Origin of the sequence: Actinoplanes ianthinogenes (assembly GCF_018324205.1) — a bacterium.
Taxonomy (GTDB): Bacteria; Actinomycetota; Actinomycetes; order Mycobacteriales; family Micromonosporaceae; genus Actinoplanes; species Actinoplanes ianthinogenes.
The window spans coordinates 7,297,876-7,313,569 of the sequence record NZ_AP023356.1 but is presented as its reverse complement, the minus strand read 5'-3'; the positions used below and the strand labels follow the sequence as shown (position 1 = coordinate 7,313,569).

11 protein-coding genes are annotated in these 15,694 nt (G+C 70.3%); 4 read left to right on the top strand and 7 right to left on the bottom strand.

All coding sequences use genetic code 11. From position 1 onward, the window contains the following. The first annotated feature begins 158 nt into the window (after positions 1–158). Both Aiant_RS33145 and Aiant_RS46680 read left to right on the top strand, forming a co-directional pair. Positions 159–2,201, top strand: coding sequence for a putative bifunctional diguanylate cyclase/phosphodiesterase (locus tag Aiant_RS33145; protein WP_189332884.1), 2,043 nt, complete (start codon positions 159–161; stop codon positions 2,199–2,201). Between the two features lie 139 nt (positions 2,202–2,340). After that, positions 2,341–2,463, top strand: a complete 123-nt coding sequence (locus tag Aiant_RS46680) for a hypothetical protein (protein WP_268248800.1) — start codon at positions 2,341–2,343, stop codon at positions 2,461–2,463. Positions 2,464–2,506: 43 nt separating this feature from the next. Here the strand turns inward: Aiant_RS46680 and Aiant_RS33140 are convergent, their stop codons facing one another. The 5 genes from Aiant_RS33140 to Aiant_RS33120 all read right to left on the bottom strand — a co-directional run bounded on the left by Aiant_RS33140 (position 2,507) and on the right by Aiant_RS33120 (position 12,362). Further along, complete coding sequence (locus Aiant_RS33140; RefSeq protein WP_189332883.1) at positions 2,507–5,062, bottom strand: sensor domain-containing protein; 2,556 nt, start codon at positions 5,060–5,062, stop codon at positions 2,507–2,509. A gap of 258 nt (positions 5,063–5,320) precedes the next feature. Then, positions 5,321–7,657 (bottom strand): non-reducing end alpha-L-arabinofuranosidase family hydrolase, encoded by a 2,337-nt coding sequence (locus tag Aiant_RS33135; RefSeq protein WP_229830575.1) that lies wholly within the window; start codon positions 7,655–7,657, stop codon positions 5,321–5,323. 614 nt (positions 7,658–8,271) lie between these two features. Then, a complete protein-coding gene (locus tag Aiant_RS33130) occupies positions 8,272–9,825 on the bottom strand; it encodes a sigma-70 family RNA polymerase sigma factor (protein WP_189332882.1) in 1,554 nt (517 codons plus the stop codon). Between the two features lie 157 nt (positions 9,826–9,982). Further along, positions 9,983–11,173: a cellulose binding domain-containing protein gene (locus Aiant_RS33125; protein WP_189332881.1), complete on the bottom strand. Its 1,191-nt coding sequence runs from the start codon at positions 11,171–11,173 to the stop codon at positions 9,983–9,985. 22 nt (positions 11,174–11,195) lie between these two features. Beyond that, a complete protein-coding gene (locus Aiant_RS33120; RefSeq protein ID WP_229830573.1) occupies positions 11,196–12,362 on the bottom strand; it encodes a sialidase family protein in 1,167 nt (388 codons plus the stop codon). Between the two features lie 255 nt (positions 12,363–12,617). Between Aiant_RS33120 and Aiant_RS33115 the strand changes: the two genes are divergently transcribed. Further along, positions 12,618–13,571: a PaaX family transcriptional regulator gene (locus Aiant_RS33115; protein ID WP_189332880.1), complete on the top strand. Its 954-nt coding sequence runs from the start codon at positions 12,618–12,620 to the stop codon at positions 13,569–13,571. A gap of 10 nt (positions 13,572–13,581) precedes the next feature. Further along, entirely contained in the window at positions 13,582–14,367 is a 786-nt protein-coding gene (locus tag Aiant_RS33110; RefSeq protein ID WP_189332879.1) for an alpha/beta fold hydrolase, read from the top strand. Positions 14,368–14,426: 59 nt separating this feature from the next. On the opposite strand, the gene Aiant_RS33105 is transcribed toward Aiant_RS33110, so the two are convergent. Together Aiant_RS33105 and Aiant_RS33100 are read right to left on the bottom strand one after the other, a co-directional pair. Further along, positions 14,427–15,356: a hypothetical protein gene (locus tag Aiant_RS33105; protein ID WP_189332878.1), complete on the bottom strand. Its 930-nt coding sequence runs from the start codon at positions 15,354–15,356 to the stop codon at positions 14,427–14,429. Continuing rightward, positions 15,353–15,676 (bottom strand): PadR family transcriptional regulator, encoded by a 324-nt coding sequence (locus tag Aiant_RS33100; RefSeq protein WP_189332877.1) that lies wholly within the window; start codon positions 15,674–15,676, stop codon positions 15,353–15,355. Before Aiant_RS33100 ends, Aiant_RS33105 begins: the two co-directional genes overlap by 4 nt. Between the last annotated feature and the right edge of the window lie 18 nt (positions 15,677–15,694).

Here is a 15,694-nt window from a genome sequence, read left to right as displayed (position 1 = left end):
GCTGATGCCCATGACAGTGCCTCCCCGCAGAACCTTGTCGCCGCCTTCTCTGATCGGCGTCCGAGTGGTGTGTGCTGAGCACTTGGTTCAGGTTCCGCAACGGCCGGCCGATGGTGTAGCGGCCAGGTCTCACCGGTTACGGTCCGAAGGGAGACATCGTGAAACGGTGGCGGATGCCCTACGGACTCGGGGGACGCCGGTCGGCCGTGCGCGACGGCTCCCGGGCACGGCGGCGAGGCCGGCTGAACACCACGGCCGCGCTGGCGAGCGTGCTGCTGGCACTCGGCGCGTACACCATCATCGGAACGGCGCTTACCGCCCAGGCGGTGCACGACCACAGCCGGGCCCTCCGCGTCGACGCGGACTTCAGCGAGGCCCGCGGGGCGATCACGCTCGAAGAGGTCAATCTGCGTCATTACCAGGTGGAGCCGTCCTCGGCAGTGCTCAGCCGCTTCCTCCAGGCCGCCGACTCGGTGGACGGGGCGCTGCGCCTCGCGATCCAGCACGGGCTGCCCGACGCCGACCGCGAGGCGGCCCGGTTGCTGGACCGGCAACGGGAATACCGGACGAACGCCGAGCAGCTCATCGCACTGGTGGCGGACCGCGATCCGGACAGCCTCAGCCTGGACAGTCTCAGCGTCACGCCGTCCTACTACACCCTGCAGCAGGATGTGGACGCCGTCAGCCGGGCGTACCACGCCAGCGCACAACGGCAGGCCGACGAGATGCAACGCGCCGAGGTGCGCATGCTGATCGGCACGTCGGTCGGCTTCGGGGTGGGGCTCACGCTGGTCGGTGTGATCTGGCGGCTGGTGCTGAGCTATCAGCGCCGTCTGGTCCAGGACGCCGACGCCAGCGAGCACCGGTCCCTGCACGATCCGCTGACCGGGCTACCGAACCGGCGGATGTTCCACGAGCGCCTGACCGACGCGGTACGGGTACCGGCCGACCGGCGAGATGACCAGGTGGCCGTCATGATCATCGACTTGGACGGCTTCAAGGCCGTCAACGACACGCTCGGTCACCAAGCCGGCGATCAACTCCTGCAGGAGGCCGGACACCGGCTGCGGGCCGGCATTCGCGACGGCGACCTGGCCGCCCGGCTGGGCGGTGACGAGTTCGCGGTGCTCCTGCCGGGCGTCACCGACCTGGCGACCGCCGTCGAGGTCGCCGAGCGGCTCTCCGACAAGATCCGGCACGACTTCCTGCTCGACGTCGGCGCGGCCTCGGTCAGTGCCAGCATCGGTCTTGCCGTCGGCACGACCGGCGTCGCCGACGACGAGGAGCTTCTGCGCCAGGCCGACGCCGCGATGTACCGGGCGAAGGCAGCCGGTGGGGGCGTCGCGGTCTACGACCAGCTCCTGGACGCCGTGCCGCCCGAGGACATGAGCCTGTTCGGGGACCTTCGCGCGCTGCTGGACACCGGCGACCCGGACGGCCAGCTGGTGCTGTACTTCCAGCCGCAGATCCGGATCGCCGACGGATCGGTGGCCGGCGTCGAAGCGCTGGTGCGCTGGCGCCATCCGAGCCGGGGACTGCTGCTGCCCGCGGCGTTCCTCGACATGGCCGTTTCCCGTGGTCTCGAGATCTCGCTGACCTACCACCTGCTGAAGGTCGCGGTGGCGCAGGCAGACCGGTGGGCGGCCGCCGGCACCCCGCTGGCGGTGTCGGTCAACATCTCGCCGCGGTGCCTGCTGCACGACGATTTTCTGCCCCGGATCCGCGACGCGGTCACCGACGTCCACCTGCCCCACGGCATCCTGCAACTGGAGCTGACCGAGAGCAGCGTGATGCTCGACCCGGAACGTGCCCGGACCGTCCTGCGCGAGGTCCGTGAGGAGGGCATCCTGATCTCGGTCGACGACTTCGGGACCGGCTTCAGCTCGCTGTCCCAGCTCCGCCGGCTCCCGGCGGACGAACTCAAGATCGACCGGTCGTTCGTGCAGGGCCTCGCCCGGGACGCCGACGGCGTGGTGCTGGTCCGCAGCGCCATCGACCTGGGCCACAACCTGGGCCTGTCGGTTGTCGCCGAGGGCGTCGAGGACCTCGAGGCGCTGGCCGTGCTCCGCGAGATGGGCTGCGACCTCGCCCAGGGCTTCGCGCTGAGCCGGCCGGTGCCGGCCGACGAGGTGCCGGCCGCGTGCGCCCGGGCGAGCGAGGCAGCGGGCCGGCAACGAGTGCCGCAACCCCACGGCGGGTGATCCCGCGGCGGCTGCACCGCCGGCTACCTGGCCGGTGTCGGCGTCCTCGGCATGGCCCTCGGATTCCTGCTGCGCACCATCGCCGAGCCGCCCCGACTCCATCGGGCCCTACCTGCCGTCCCGCGCCGGGCAGGCGTTCATGAGTATCGCCGGCGACCCCGGCCTGCTCTCACCGGCAGCCGGAGCGGCCGTCTTCACCGGCTGGTCGGTGGCGCTGCTCGCGGTGGCCGGCACCGGCCTGCGCCGCCGCGACGCCGGATGAGCCGCCTCACCGGGTGGCCGCCGGCCGCCGCGGCGAGCGTGTGTCAGGACGCCGGCTGGGGCACGTCCGCCGCCCCGGCCAGGCGCATCGCCGCGTCCTGCAGCTCCGCGTTCGGCACCGGCCGCGACCAGGTGTAACCCTGGCCGCGATGGCAGCCGAGCAGGCGCAGTGCGGTGGCCTGCTCGGGGCTCTCGACGCCTTCGGCGACGGTACGCATCCCGATCGCCTCGGCCAGCTTGATGACCACCTCGCTCAGCGCCGTGCCGGCCCCGGGCCCGCTGATCGGATCGACGAAGCTCTTGTCGATCTTCAGGATGGAGGCCGGGAGTTTCTGGACGTAGCTCAGCGAGCTGTACCCGGTGCCGAAGTCGTCGAGCGCCAGCTGCACGCCGCAGGCCCGCACCGCGTGCAGGGTCTCCATGGCCGCCTCCGGCGCACTGATCAGCGCCGTCTCGGTGATCTCCAGGATCAGCCGCTCCGGCGGCAGCCCGCTCTCGGCCAGCGCCGACTGGAGATCGGCGAGGAAGCGCGGATGGGTCAGCTGCCGGGCCGACACGTTGACGCTGACCGTGGCGTCCGCCATGGCCGGCGCCCGGTCCGGCCAGGCGGCGGCGTCCCGGCACGCCTGGTGCAGTACCCAGCGTCCGAGATCGATGATCAGACCGCTGTCCTCGGCCATCGGGATGAACCGGTCCGGCGCCTGCATGCCGTGTCCCGGCCGGTGCCACCGGACCAGCGCCTCGGCGCTCACCGGCCGCCCGGTGTCCAGTCCGATGATCGGCTGATAGTGCAGGGTCAGCTGTTCCTCGGTGATCGCCCGGGCCAGGGCGATCTCGTCGTCCATGCGCTGTTCAGCGCTGCCGGCCATCGCCTCGTCGAAAACCACGATCTGGTCCTTGCCCCGGCTCTTGGCCTGGCGCAGCGCGGCGTCGGCGTCGCGCAGCACGGCAGCCGGGAAGTGCTCGGGATCGTCGCCGGTGACGGCCCGGATCCCGACGCTGGCGCGCAGCACCAGCTCGTGCCCGCCGATGGTCAGGGGCTCGCGCAGGTCGTGCAGCAACCGCTCGGCCAGCTCTGTCGCGCCCGGCGTGGTGGCGACGACCACGAACTCGTCGGCGCTCAGGCGGGCCACCAGGTCCTCGGCCCCCACCGCGGCCCGCAGCCGGTTGCCGGCCAGGCGCAGGACCTGGTCACCGATGGCGTACCCCAGAGCGTCATTGACCAGCCGGAACCGGTCGAGATTGATCAGCAGCAGGGTGGCGCTCTGCTGGCGAGTACGCCGGATGTGCTCCAGCAGCAACCGCCGGTTCGCCAGGTCGGTGACCGGGTCGTGGGTCGCCTGCCAGGCCAGCGCCTCGCTGGTTCGTTGCCGCTCGACCACCCGGCCCAGCGCGAGACCGACCTGTTCGAGGGCCTGGACCAGGTCGTGGTCCGGCGCGGGACAGTCGGTCGGCAGGTAGAAGCCGAGCATCCCGGTGACCTCGCCACCGGCGAGGACCGGCACCGCCACCGCGGAACCGATCCCGCACTCGCACACGGCCGGGCCCATCGGCCCGAGGCCGGCCGGGTCGGAGACGACCCGTGCGACGGCGTCCAACGAGAGCTGCTGCGGCGTCGGCGCGCTTCCCTGCTCGGCGAGCCGGCGCAAGGCGCATCCGGACGCCGGCGAGGCGTGGTGGTGCTCCTCGACGTGCCAGGCGACCGGTCCGCCACTGGCGGTCCACGCCTGGCCGGCCCGCCAGCCCAGCCGGGTGCAGACCTGGCGCACCACCTCGGCGGCCGCTTCGACGAAGGAGTTGGCGCAGTTCGCGGTGAGCGCGGCGTGCCTGATCAACGCGGCTGCCTGTTCGGCGCGCCGCTTCACCGTGACGTCCCGCGTGATGGCGGTGAACCGGGCGTGCCCGTCGTGCTGCCACGTCGACAGCGACAGCTCGGTCAGCAGTTCCCGGCCGTCGGCGTGCCGGGCCGGCACCTCGACGGTGCGGCCGAGGAGCGAGCCGCTCCCGGCCAGCAGGTCGCGCAGGTGCGCGGCGAAGTTCTCCCGCAGCCGGAGCGGGACGAGCTCGTCCAGCGGCTTGCCCAGCCGGTCGGCGGCCGGGTGACCGAAGACCCGCTCGGCGCCGGTGTTCCAGGCGACGACGATGCCGGCGTCGTCGACCGTGACGATGCCGTCGCCCGCGGTGCGCGTCTCGAACAGGCGCTGCTGCGCGGCCCGCTCCTCGGTGAGCGACTCGATGGTGCTCAGCAGCTGCCACGAGGGACCGGTGCCCGGCCGGACGAGATAGCTGGAGACCAGCGCCACCAGCAGAGTGCCGTCGCGGTGCCGGTACTGCTTCTCCCGGACCACCGAGCGGCGGGCGCCGGAGATCAGGTCGCCCATCATCGCCACGTCGGAGTCGTGCTCGCCGGCCAGCGTGACCTCGCTGAAGTGCCGGCCGAGCAGCTCGTCCACCCGGTAGCCGAGCAAGTCAGCGAAAGCGCGGTTGACCTCGACGTAGAGGCCGCTGTCGTCGACCACCGTCATGCCGGTGGAGGCGTGGTCGAAGGCGGCACGCAACCGCGCGTCCGCCTCCACCTGGACGCCGCGCGGAAGCTGCACCCGAGAACCCTTTTCGATCACCAATGACTCCCCGTACGGCCAGAGCGCCGGACGCGCTGACCTAGTTGATCGACAGCCACCGTGCCGATCTGAGCCTTGCGCCGCACGGCTCATCGTGTGCCCTGGTCATCGGGGCGTTCAGTGATCATGGGGAAACGAGCGATGCGTACCGACGCGCCGCACGCCGGAGTTCCCGGGCCGGGCGTGCCAAGCACGCCCGGCCGCGAGAGATTCGCCGTGGCTCCGGCGAAGGCCGCTCTAGCGTTGCAGGGTGAGCACGCCCGGCCGGTACGGCAGCAGCCCGTAGTCGCCGCCCGAGCTCGGCGAGCGGCCCTGATAGAGCAGCTGCAGGTGACACGGGTCGACCGTCATGGTCTGGTCGGCGGTCACCCGGACCAGCTCGCCGTGGCTGATGTCGTTGGTCCAGGTCGCCCCGCTGTTGGCCTTGCCCGCGAACGGGTTGCTCTCCGTGGCGGCTTGCGGGGTCCACGAGCCGCTCAGGCTGGTGGCGGTGAACGACCGGAAGTAGCGTCCGTTCGACCCGATCGCCTCGACGATCATCAGGTACTGGTTCTGGCCCTGCACCTTGTAGACCTGCGGCGCCTCGAACAGGTTGTTCGTGGTGTCGCTCATGATCGTCGTGTAGGACGAACCGAAGTTGCCGGGGAAGTTCCCGATCGGCATGCTCGCCCGGTAGATCTTGCCGTTGTCCCCGGCGAAGAACAGGTACATGTTCGTGCCGTCACCGATGATCGTCTGGTCGATCGGCCCGGTGCCCGACCCGGAGATGCTGCCGGTGAACAGCGGCTTCGCGGCCGACCAGCCGTTGGCGTTGGTCGGGTCACTCGAGGTGCGGTACGAGAACGCGGAACCACCCCACTGGTAGGTGAGCACCCAGATCTTCTTCGGCGCGAAGTAGAACAGCGTCGGCGCGACGGCCCCGGAGCTCATCGCGTTCTGGCCGGCCGAGGCCATGTCCGAGAAGTTGGTGAACGGGCTGAAGTTCATCGAGCCCCAGCTCGACCCGGTGTCGTGCGTGGTGGCGTACACCAGGTGCTTGCCGTTGTACGGCACGACCGTGAAGTCCTTCAACGACGCCCAGCCGGATTTCGGCGTCGCCAGCGCGCCGGTCGACGTCCAGCGGTACTTCGACGGCAGCGCGCACGAACTCGGCGCCGAAGCCGGCACCGTGGTCGGCGCGGCCGTTGCCGACGTGGTGCTGCCACCGGCGACACACGAGGTGATCGTCGGCCGAGCGGTGCTGTTGCCGTTGTTCATAGTGGTGAAGCCGAAGCTGTTGCCGTTGCCGTTGGGCTTCACGGTCATGATCTGGCCGCTCCCGCCGCCGTAGGTCGCGGTGCCGTTCCAGACGGTGGAGACCTTCTGCGGCGCGGTGATCGTGACCACGACGGTCCAGGTGCTCGCCCCGCTCACGGTGATGGTGGAGTTGTACCGGTCGCCCCAGACCTCGCCGGCCGTCAGCTTCGCGGTACATCCGGCGCCGGCGCTGGGTGCAGCCGTGCCCGGTGGCGTGGTCGTCGCGGACGTTGCCGGCTTGGTCCCGCCGGCGTTCAGTGCGTTCAGCACGGAGGTGTACGCGGCCTTCTTGGTGCCGGAGTTGTCGAACAGCAGCGGGTTCTCGCCGGTACGCCACGAGTCGCTGTCCCGGATGCCCCAGACCGTGATGCCGGTGCACCGCGACACCGCCAGGCAGGCCTTGGTCACGCTCGCGTAGATGTTCGCCTGGTTGCCGCCCTGCGCCACGTCCAGCTCGGTGATCTGCACGTCCACGCCCAGGTCGGCGAAACGTTGGAGGTTGGCCTGGTAGTCGGCCGGCACCGTGGTGCCCAGGTGGGACTGGAAGCCGACGCAGTCGATCGGCACACCGCGGGCCTTGAAGTCCTTGACCATGGTGTAGACCCCGGTCGACTTCGCGTTGACGCCGTCGGTGTTGTAGTCGTTGTAACAGAGCTTGGCAGCGGGGTCCGCCGCCCGGGCCGCCTTGAACGCGGCCTCGATCCAGTCGTTGCCGGTGCGCTGCAGGTTGGAGTCGCGGCGCCCACCGCTGCCACCGTCGGCGAACGCCTCGTTGACCACGTCCCAGGCGTAGATCTTGCCCTTGTAGTGGGTGGCGACCTGGGTGACGTGGTTGATCGCCGCGGTGCGCAGCGCACTGCCGGACAACGACTGCGCCCACGTCGGCTGCTGGGAGTGCCAGAGCAGGGCGTGACCGCGTACTTTGGCTCCCTGAGCGCGGCCCTGGTTGAGGATCTTGTCGCCGTTGGTGTAATTGAACGAGCCCTGGGACGGTTCGGTGGCGTCCCACTTCATCTCGTTCTCGGGCGTCACCGCGTTGAACTCGGTCTTCAGGATCGTGGTGTACGCCGAGTCACCGAGCTTGGAGACCGGGATCGCCGTGCCGAAGTAGCGACCGGTCTGGTTCGCCGAGGCACTCAGCGTGGTCGCCGCATCCGCGGTCTGGGTGTAGACAACGCCCAGGCCGGCAGCAACCAGTCCGGCGATGCCGGCCACGATCATCGCCGTCCGCCGGCGAGCGGGGTAGCGGTGTGCGGGCGCACGTTCCGACGCTGTCATACCTTGCCTTTCGACGATAGCCGTCCGCGCCAGCAATGCCGAAAATTCGGTCCTGGTCACGAAAGACTGTTGGAGTGATGAAGCGTCATGGGAGCCCTCCCACGACGCCTTTGGCAGGATGCCAGCGCAATCCGCGGATATCAACCTGGGCAGACGGTTTTCCCGACAAAACACGAAGCGTGAACCGCCGCATTACCATCGGTCGACAATTTTTTAACAGGAAATAAGGTTTTCTGTACGAAGCAACGACGAAACAGCAGCTCAGAGCACATGAGACCAGAGTGAAAAACGGGTCCGGGCCGACCGGAATCGGCCTTTTCCATGATGCTCATCCGGGACGTCGGCGCGATTCTGAACCGCACATCAAGGCGACCCGTAATCAGACGGTACGGAGAGCGAAAAATAAACCTTCCGGAGCCATCGTCAAGGGCTTATGGGATCGGACGATCGGGGCGCCGCGAGGAGGGCTCTCGTCGCGAGTCGAAGGTCGGGCATGGGAACGGCTCCAGCTGTCGTCGTGGTCCACCGCGAGGGTGCTCACCAGACATAGGCCGCCGCGCCACGACCCGGATAACAAAAACTCGACGACCACGGCCGGAAATCCGGCGGCCGGTTCAGTCCGCCCAGGGATCCCGGATCCGCACGGAGCTGTGCGTACGGAAGGTCGCGGTGTTGACGTTGTAGCGCAGCAGGAGGTGCCCGTCGGCCCAGGTCAGGAACTGGTTGTCATAGTTGTGCGCCTCCAGCATCACCGTGCCGGCCGCCGATCCCGGGCGCGGGCAGAACGTGGCGTCCTGCCGGAAGAGGTCCGTGTCTTCCAGCCGGTGGGTGTAGGTGTGCAGGTTCCAGTGACGCAGGTAGCGGCCGTCCATCGTGCGGAAGGAGTAGCAGTTGTCATCGGCCAGGCCGGCGACCGCGACGAACGTGGCGCGCCGCCGGACCTCGGCACCGCTGCCGGCGCCCACGGCGGCCAGCGTCACCTCATCAGCGGCGCCGAACCCAGCGCCCGGCCCGGCGGTGAGGAAGCCGCCGATCTCCGACTCCAGCGACAGCCGCCGCCCCGGGGTGAGGACAGCCGCCGGACCGGCCGACGTGCGTGCCGGCGACGCCGACGTGGCCGACGGTCGTCCCGCCGGCGCCGAACCGGCAGCCTTCGACGAGATCGCCGGCGGTGCGGGCGCGGTTGCCGGCCGCGGTGGCGTGCCGCTCTGGTGAAGGACGACAGGAACGGCGACCGCCGCGACAGCGGTGACAGTGACCGCGGCGATCACCGGATGCCCACCGAACACCTTGGCGAGAACCAGCTTTCCACCCCACGAGGCCGCGGGAGCCGCGACGGGGTTGACCGCTCCAGCCGTCGTGGCCGCCAGGACCTTCGCGAGTCCGGACGGAACCACGAGCAGGGCGGAACCGGCGAGCAGGCGCTCGGCCGGTATCCGGCCCTGGCCGGTACCGCTGCATGCCGGGCAGCCTCTGATGTGCCGGGCGAAGCGTTTACGCCAGACGGAGGCTGGTTTGCCGTCCCACTTCGTGGCCGCCTCGACCAGACCGGGGCACCTCGGCTGCGCGGCGAAAGCCGCGATCAGGGTGCGGGTCACCTCCAGTTGTTCACGCATGCGCTGGATGCGCACGGTGACGTGGGCGACACTGATGCCGACGGCCTGAGCGATCTCGGCCCGTTCCATCCGCCCGGCTGTTTCCTGCCACCACAGCGACAGCAGCAGTCGATCATCGGGATCCAGCCACGCCGCGGCCTCCGCGACCTCCCGGCGTTGCCCGGACACGTCGATGCGCAGGAGCGACGCGTCCTCGACGGCGGGTTCCCGATCCGGCACCTCGAGTGCCTCGTCGAGCACGACGGTCCGTTCGGAACGTGCCCGGCGCCACTGCCGATGCTCCACCACACGGCGTACGGCGATGGACGTCAGCCAGGCACGGAAACTCGCCGGGGCCCGGAGTGCCGGCAGATCACGGACCGCCCGCAACATGGTCTCCTGCACCACGTCGTCCACATCCGCGTGGCCGCTCAACGCTCGCCCGACGATCGTGTAGACCAGCGGCAGATGCGTAGCCACCAGTTCGTCCAGTGCCTGGCGATCACCGCCCTGCGCCGCTGTGACCAGAGCGACAGCGCTGCGGGCGGCATCGCTTACCTTCGTCGCCTCCATCGCTGAGCCACCTCGGGGTCGCGTTCGGTGCGCAGCAGGTCGCTCAGGTGCCACGACCACACCGTGCCGGGCGGCAAGATTATCCGCCCGGCGGCAGGTAGTCATGGGAAGACCGTGCCCTGCCGGCATTGTCACCATGCCGGCGGGGCCCGCTCGATCAACTCGCGGAGCAGGTGGCGCTTGCTCCGCCGCCGGTTCCCGTGCCCTGGAATCCGAAGCTGGCGGTCTGGCCGGGACCCAGTTGCCCGTTGTACGACTGGTTCGCCATCGTGACCGTCCCCGTCGTGCCGGTGTTGACGGCGTTCCAGACCGAGGTGACGGTGGCTCCGCCGGGCAGGGCGAGGGTGACCCGCCAGCCGTTGAGCGCGGCGCTTCCCGCGGTGACGACGACGCCGGCGACGAATCCCCCGTTCCACTGGTTCTGCACCGTATAGGCCGCTGTGCAGCCGGGATTGCCGGACGGCGAGGGGGACGGCGTGACCGGCGGTGTACTCGGTGGCGTCCCGTCGCCGAGCGTCAGGTTCTTCTGCTGAACCTGCCACTGGCTGTGGCACAGGCCGCAGTCGGAGCCGACGAAGGTGGCGCCCGCGCCGAGGTCACCCTTCAACCGCCACTTGAGGTACAACACCGCGACGCGGCCGAACTCGCCGCCGTTGGTCTGGTCGTACGTCCCGCCGTGCCCGACGTTCAGGTTGCCCATGAAGGCGGGCAGCGCGGACGGCAGTTTGCCCCAGTCGTCCATGGCGTTCGGGTAGGCGATGTCGCTGGGCCCGCCGATGAAGTAGGCGATCGGCTTGGTCAGCCGCTTGAGCTGATAGTCGTCGCCGTCGTTCAGCAACCCGCTGCTGAAGATCAGCGTTGTGGTGATCCGCGAGTCGTTGGAGACGGCGTACGCCTCCAGGCCCCCGCACGACCAGCCACCGACTGCGATCTTGCTGGTGTCCAGCCGGCCGTAGTACTTGCCGCCCGACCGGGCATTCTCGGCGACGGCCCAGTCGATGGACTGGGTGAGCATGGAGGACGTGGTGGATCCCGAGCCGTTCGGCGCTCCGCTGGCGATGACCAGGAAGCCGTACGAGGAGATCTCGCGCAGGAAGTTGATCTGCGCCGTACCGTTGGCGGCGCAGCCTCCGTTGCCCCATACGAAGATCGGCAGGCGCTCGGACGGCAGGGTCGACGGCCGGTAGATGGTGTGATTGACCAGGCTCGACGAGGTCTCGTAGTCGGCGGGGTACGGTCCGGAACCGCCGGCCGCCGCATCGGCCGGTGACGCGGCGACGGTGAGCACCGCAGCGGCCGAGACGACGACGGCTGCCCATCCCGTACCGAACTTCGTCCTAGTTCTCATGTGATCCTTCCGCTCGAACGGGTCAGGTCAGGGGGACCACGCCGGCCTGTATCGGACCGTTCTCGGCGTAATACGGGCCGGTGATGATGAAGAGGAGGCCGTCGAGCGGGATGGTCTGCCGGCTGTAGCCGCCGGGAACCGCCGAGGACACCCGAGTCCATTTGCCGGGATCACCCAGGTGACGATTGACGAAAAGGTCCTGGTCGCTGTTCGCCGTCACCACGATCGTCCCGTGCGGACCGCCGGAGTCCGACCACGACACGGTCGGCGCGGCCGACGGGACGTAGCCGTCCTGGTCGTGCAGCACGATGCTCGGGGCCGGTCCGAACGACTCCGGATCCCTCGCCAGCTTGTAGTGGACGGCGTAGAAGTTGTCGCCGGAGTTGCCACCGGCCTCGTGGGTCAGGATCCACAGGCGCTCGTGTATCCGCGCGACGGTGGTCATGCCGGGACGCTGGTCGTAATCGGTGCCGACGGCGTCATCGACGACCGGTCCCCAGGTACGCAGATTCCGGCTGCTCTGGTGTGCGAGTTTCTGCCCGTACCGGGGGTCTCGCTGATCGGAGTAGTAACAGATGAGCCGATCGGAGTGCAGCAGCAGGAACGGCTCCCAGACCGGCGTGTTGCCGTTCTCCGGAATCGGCGCGCCGCCCTCCGCCACCGTGCTCAGGAAGGTCCATGTGACGCCGCGGTCGCGGCTCGCGTACAGCTGGATCTTCGTGCTGGTGAAGTTCCCGAGCGCATTGCCGACGCACAACAGCGTGCCCTTGGGGAAGCCCGCGAAGGCGCGCGGCAGTTCGTAAAGGAACGGTTGCAGCCACACGCCCGGCGCGTCGCCGGTGCTCGGCACATTGCTCAGCCGATACCAGGTGTGGCCGTCGTCCTCGCTGCGGTGGATGGCGAACCCCGGCGCCCCGAACTGCTGGAACGTCGCCAGCCAGGACCGGGAGTTCCCGAGCCGCACCGCTCGGGCGTACGCCGCTCCGGATCCCGGATCGGCGACCACCACCGGCCCGAACGGCTTCACACCATGCGGCTTTCCCGGACCGGCCGGCGTCGCGAGCGCCGGATCCGCCGCGCCCAGAGTCAGCCCGGCCAGCGCGACGGCCCCGGTGCGCAGAAACGTCCGGCGCGACCGGGGAGCGGCATCGCCGAACGCGCTCTCCCGCGGCTCATGAGGATCGTGCACGCTTTGCCTCCCGGTGGACATGAGGGCCCGAAGAGCGATGGAGTGGCGACCGGTGAGCACCCCGCCGCCCGGTTCCGACGACCGGCAGGGATCCATATGTGTCAATCATGTTGCACGCGGGACACGATACTGTCAATCGATGGCCCTGTGCGGCACGGCGGTGCGGCGACATGCCGGTCGGAGTGGATACTCGTGGTCGGCGTCGCGGCGGTCACGCGCCGCCGGTCACCTCTCACTCGACGCCGGAGCAGCCACGTGGTCAGCCCGTACGACATCGAGGAAATCTTTCCCGACGACCCGGCGAGCGTGCGCCTGCCGCGCCAGCAGGCCGGCAGTACCGCGCAGAATCTGGCCGTGACGCTCGTCGCCGACTACACCCTGCGCACCCGGGCCTGGCTGCCGTCGGCGTCCATCGTCGCCCTGCTGGAGGAAGCGGGGATCGGAAGCGGCGCTGCCCGTACCGCCATCAGCCGGCTGTCGCGAAGCCGGATCCTGGAGAGCACCCGGCACGGCCGCCACAGCTCCTACCGCCTCACGACGGCCGCCGCCGCCGATCTGAGCGCGGGCGGCGCCTGGATCGCCCGATTCGCCACCCGGGTGGAGCCGTGGGACGGCTACTGGACCCTGGTCTCCTTCTCGTTCCCCCAGGATGAGCGCGGCCGGCGACGAGCTCTGCGCGGGGAACTGAGATGGCTGGGGTTCGCGCCCCTGTACGACGCGCTCTGGGTTTCTCCCGACGCACCGAACCCGGTCGTCAAGCAACGACTGACGACCACCATCGGCACCATGACCATGTTCCGGGCGCGCCAGGTGGACCTCGCTCCCCCGGCCGGCCGCAACCCGATCGACGCCTGGGACGTCGCGGCGATCGCCAACCGCTACGACACCTTCATCCGTCATTGGGAGCCGATGCTGCCCCGCATCCGCGCCGGACAGGTCTCCGGCGCCGCCGCCGTGCACGCCCGTACCGAGATCATGGACGCCTATCGGCAGTTCCCCGTCGTCGATCCGGAGCTGCCGATCGAGCTGCTGCCCGCCACCTGGCCGCGAGCGCAGGCCCGGGACGTGTTCGCCACCGTCTACGACGGGCTCGCCGCACCCGCCGAGGACCACGTGCGCACCCTGGTGAGCCGGTTCGGCGACGCGCCTTGCCACGAGATCCGAGCACACAGCACGGCGGAGATGGCCGATGCGGGCAATGCCTCATGAGGCGGCCTCGTTGAGGACTCCCGCCACCGCCGGCGTCGTCGTCGAGGACGGCACGACGATCGCCTACCACTGCTGGGAAGCGGACGAGGGGGTCACCGCCGACCCGATTCCGGTTGTCCTGCAGCACGGTTTCACCGCCGACACCATGGCCGACTGGCTGGTCCCCGGAACCGTGGCCGGTCTCACCGCCGCGGGGCGCCGGGTGGTGGGCGTCGACGCCCGCGGCCACGGCCGGTCCGCGAAGTCGCCGGACGCCGGACGTTATGGCGAGCGGCGGATGGCGAACGATCTCCTCGCGGTCATCGCCCTGCTCGGCCTGCCCGCCGTGGATCTCGTCGGCTACTCGATGGGCGCCGTGGTGGCGTTGCTCGCCGCCTCGCAGACCACCGTTCGCCGGCTCGTCGTCGGAGGCGTGGGGGCCGGAATCGTCGAGGTCGGCGGCGTGGACACGCGCGCGCTGCCGAGTGACCTGCTGGCCCGGGCGCTCCTGGCCGAGGACCCGGAGGACCTGCCGCCCGGGATCGCGGGCCTGCGGGCGCATGCCGAGATGCTGGGAGCCGACCTGCCGTCGCTGGCTGCGCAGGCCCGCGCCGTCCACCGCACCGGCATCGACCTCGCCGCCATCACCGCCGAGACCCTCGTCATCGCCGGCGACGCCGACCCGCTCGCCGAGCGGCCGCACGTTCTCGCCGAGGCCATCGCCGGCGCCTCGCTGCGCCTGATCGCCGGCGGTCACGAGGTCATCGGAACCAGTCCGGAATTCCGGTCCGCCGTCATCGCATTCCTCGGCCACTGAACGGTTATGAGCTCCGGGCCTCGACGTTCAATGTGACCGAGCCCTCGGTCGTCCGCGTCTCAGGCGGGTTCGAGGTGCGTGCCGGCCGCCGGCGCCGGGACGGATTTCGAGGCCTTGGCCATGATCATGCCGAGGGCCAAGCCGGCGTAGAGCAGGAAGACGTAGGCGTCGAAGTCGGTGGTGTCACCGACGGTCCAGATCTGGCCGCCGGTCATGCCGGGCAACCTGATCCCGTCGAGGCCGCCGCCGTTGAGCGCGGCGAACAGCCACAGCGGCGCCGACGCGAGGGGCGGATCGTCGCCGTTGGACAGCAGGACCGGAAGGGTGATCGCGACGTCGGTGAGGGTCAGCGCGCCGACCGCGCCGGTCCACCAGGCCGGCGTGCGCCGGCCGGTCGCGGCCAGCCGGTCGACGGCGTAGAGCAGTGCGGCGAGGCCACCGAAGAACACCGCGTACGCGGGCCAGTGCAGGGTGTACTTCTCGGACATCCCGGCCGGCAGCAGGTAGGCCAGGCTCGCGAACACGAAGCCGGGAACCGTGATCGCGAGCACCAGCGCGGCGGTTCCGGCGCCCTCGGCCGTCCACCACCGGCCGGACCGGGCGAGCAGGACCGCCGCGGCGGCCGTGGCCAGCGCCGCCGTCCACTGCCGCGGCTGCTCGCCGAACGGCATCGCGGCCAGCAGCGGATCCAGGACGGTCAGCGCGGCCGCCAGGCAGACGGCGAACACGACGACCGCGGCCACCGGCGCCAGCACGCACAGCCGTACGGCACGCCACAGTGCTGCCGCTCGCACCGCGACGGCGACCGGTTCCCGCACGGGCCGGGCGACCGCGAGGCTCGCCGCGTACCGCAGCATCGCCGCACCGCGGTGTTCGGCGGCCAGAACGTGCAGCTCGGCGAGCCACTCCTGGTGCACCTCGCCGCGCAGCCGGGCCGGCCAGCGGCGCGCGGCCAGCCGCAGCAGGGCCTCGGCGATCCGCCGGCTCACCACGCCAGGCTCCGCGTCGCGAGGCCCACGACCCCGGGGACGGCGGTCTGTGCCCGCAGCCGGGCAAGCGCCGACCGGGCCTGGCTGACGCCGTCGGGCGTCAGCCGATAGAACCGGCGGGCCGGCCGTCCGAGGGTGGCCGGGTCGATGTCCTCCCACCGCGTGGTCAGCCAGCCCGCGTCCTGCAACCGGTGCAGAATCGGGTAAAGGCTGCCGCTGGCCAGGCCGGTCGCCCTCATCAGGTCCAGCCCGTACCGGTCGGTCTCCGGCTCGGTGAGCAGCACGGCCAGCAGCCGGGCAGTCGCTACAGTGATCCGCATCGGGGCACTATATCTGAA

Excerpts from the sequence above, each read along its gene's own strand:
- Aiant_RS33100 (WP_189332877.1), bottom strand. The coding sequence starts at position 15,676 with ATGCGGATCACTGTAGCGACTGCCCGGCTGCTGGCCGTGCTGCTCACC.
- Aiant_RS46680 (WP_268248800.1), top strand. The coding sequence starts at position 2,341 with ATGAGTATCGCCGGCGACCCCGGCCTGCTCTCACCGGCAGCCGGAGCG.
- Aiant_RS33135 (WP_229830575.1), bottom strand. The coding sequence starts at position 7,657 with ATGACAGCGTCGGAACGTGCGCCCGCACACCGCTACCCCGCTCGCCGG.
- Aiant_RS33125 (WP_189332881.1), bottom strand. The coding sequence starts at position 11,173 with ATGAGAACTAGGACGAAGTTCGGTACGGGATGGGCAGCCGTCGTCGTC.
- Aiant_RS33130 (WP_189332882.1), bottom strand. The coding sequence starts at position 9,825 with ATGGAGGCGACGAAGGTAAGCGATGCCGCCCGCAGCGCTGTCGCTCTG.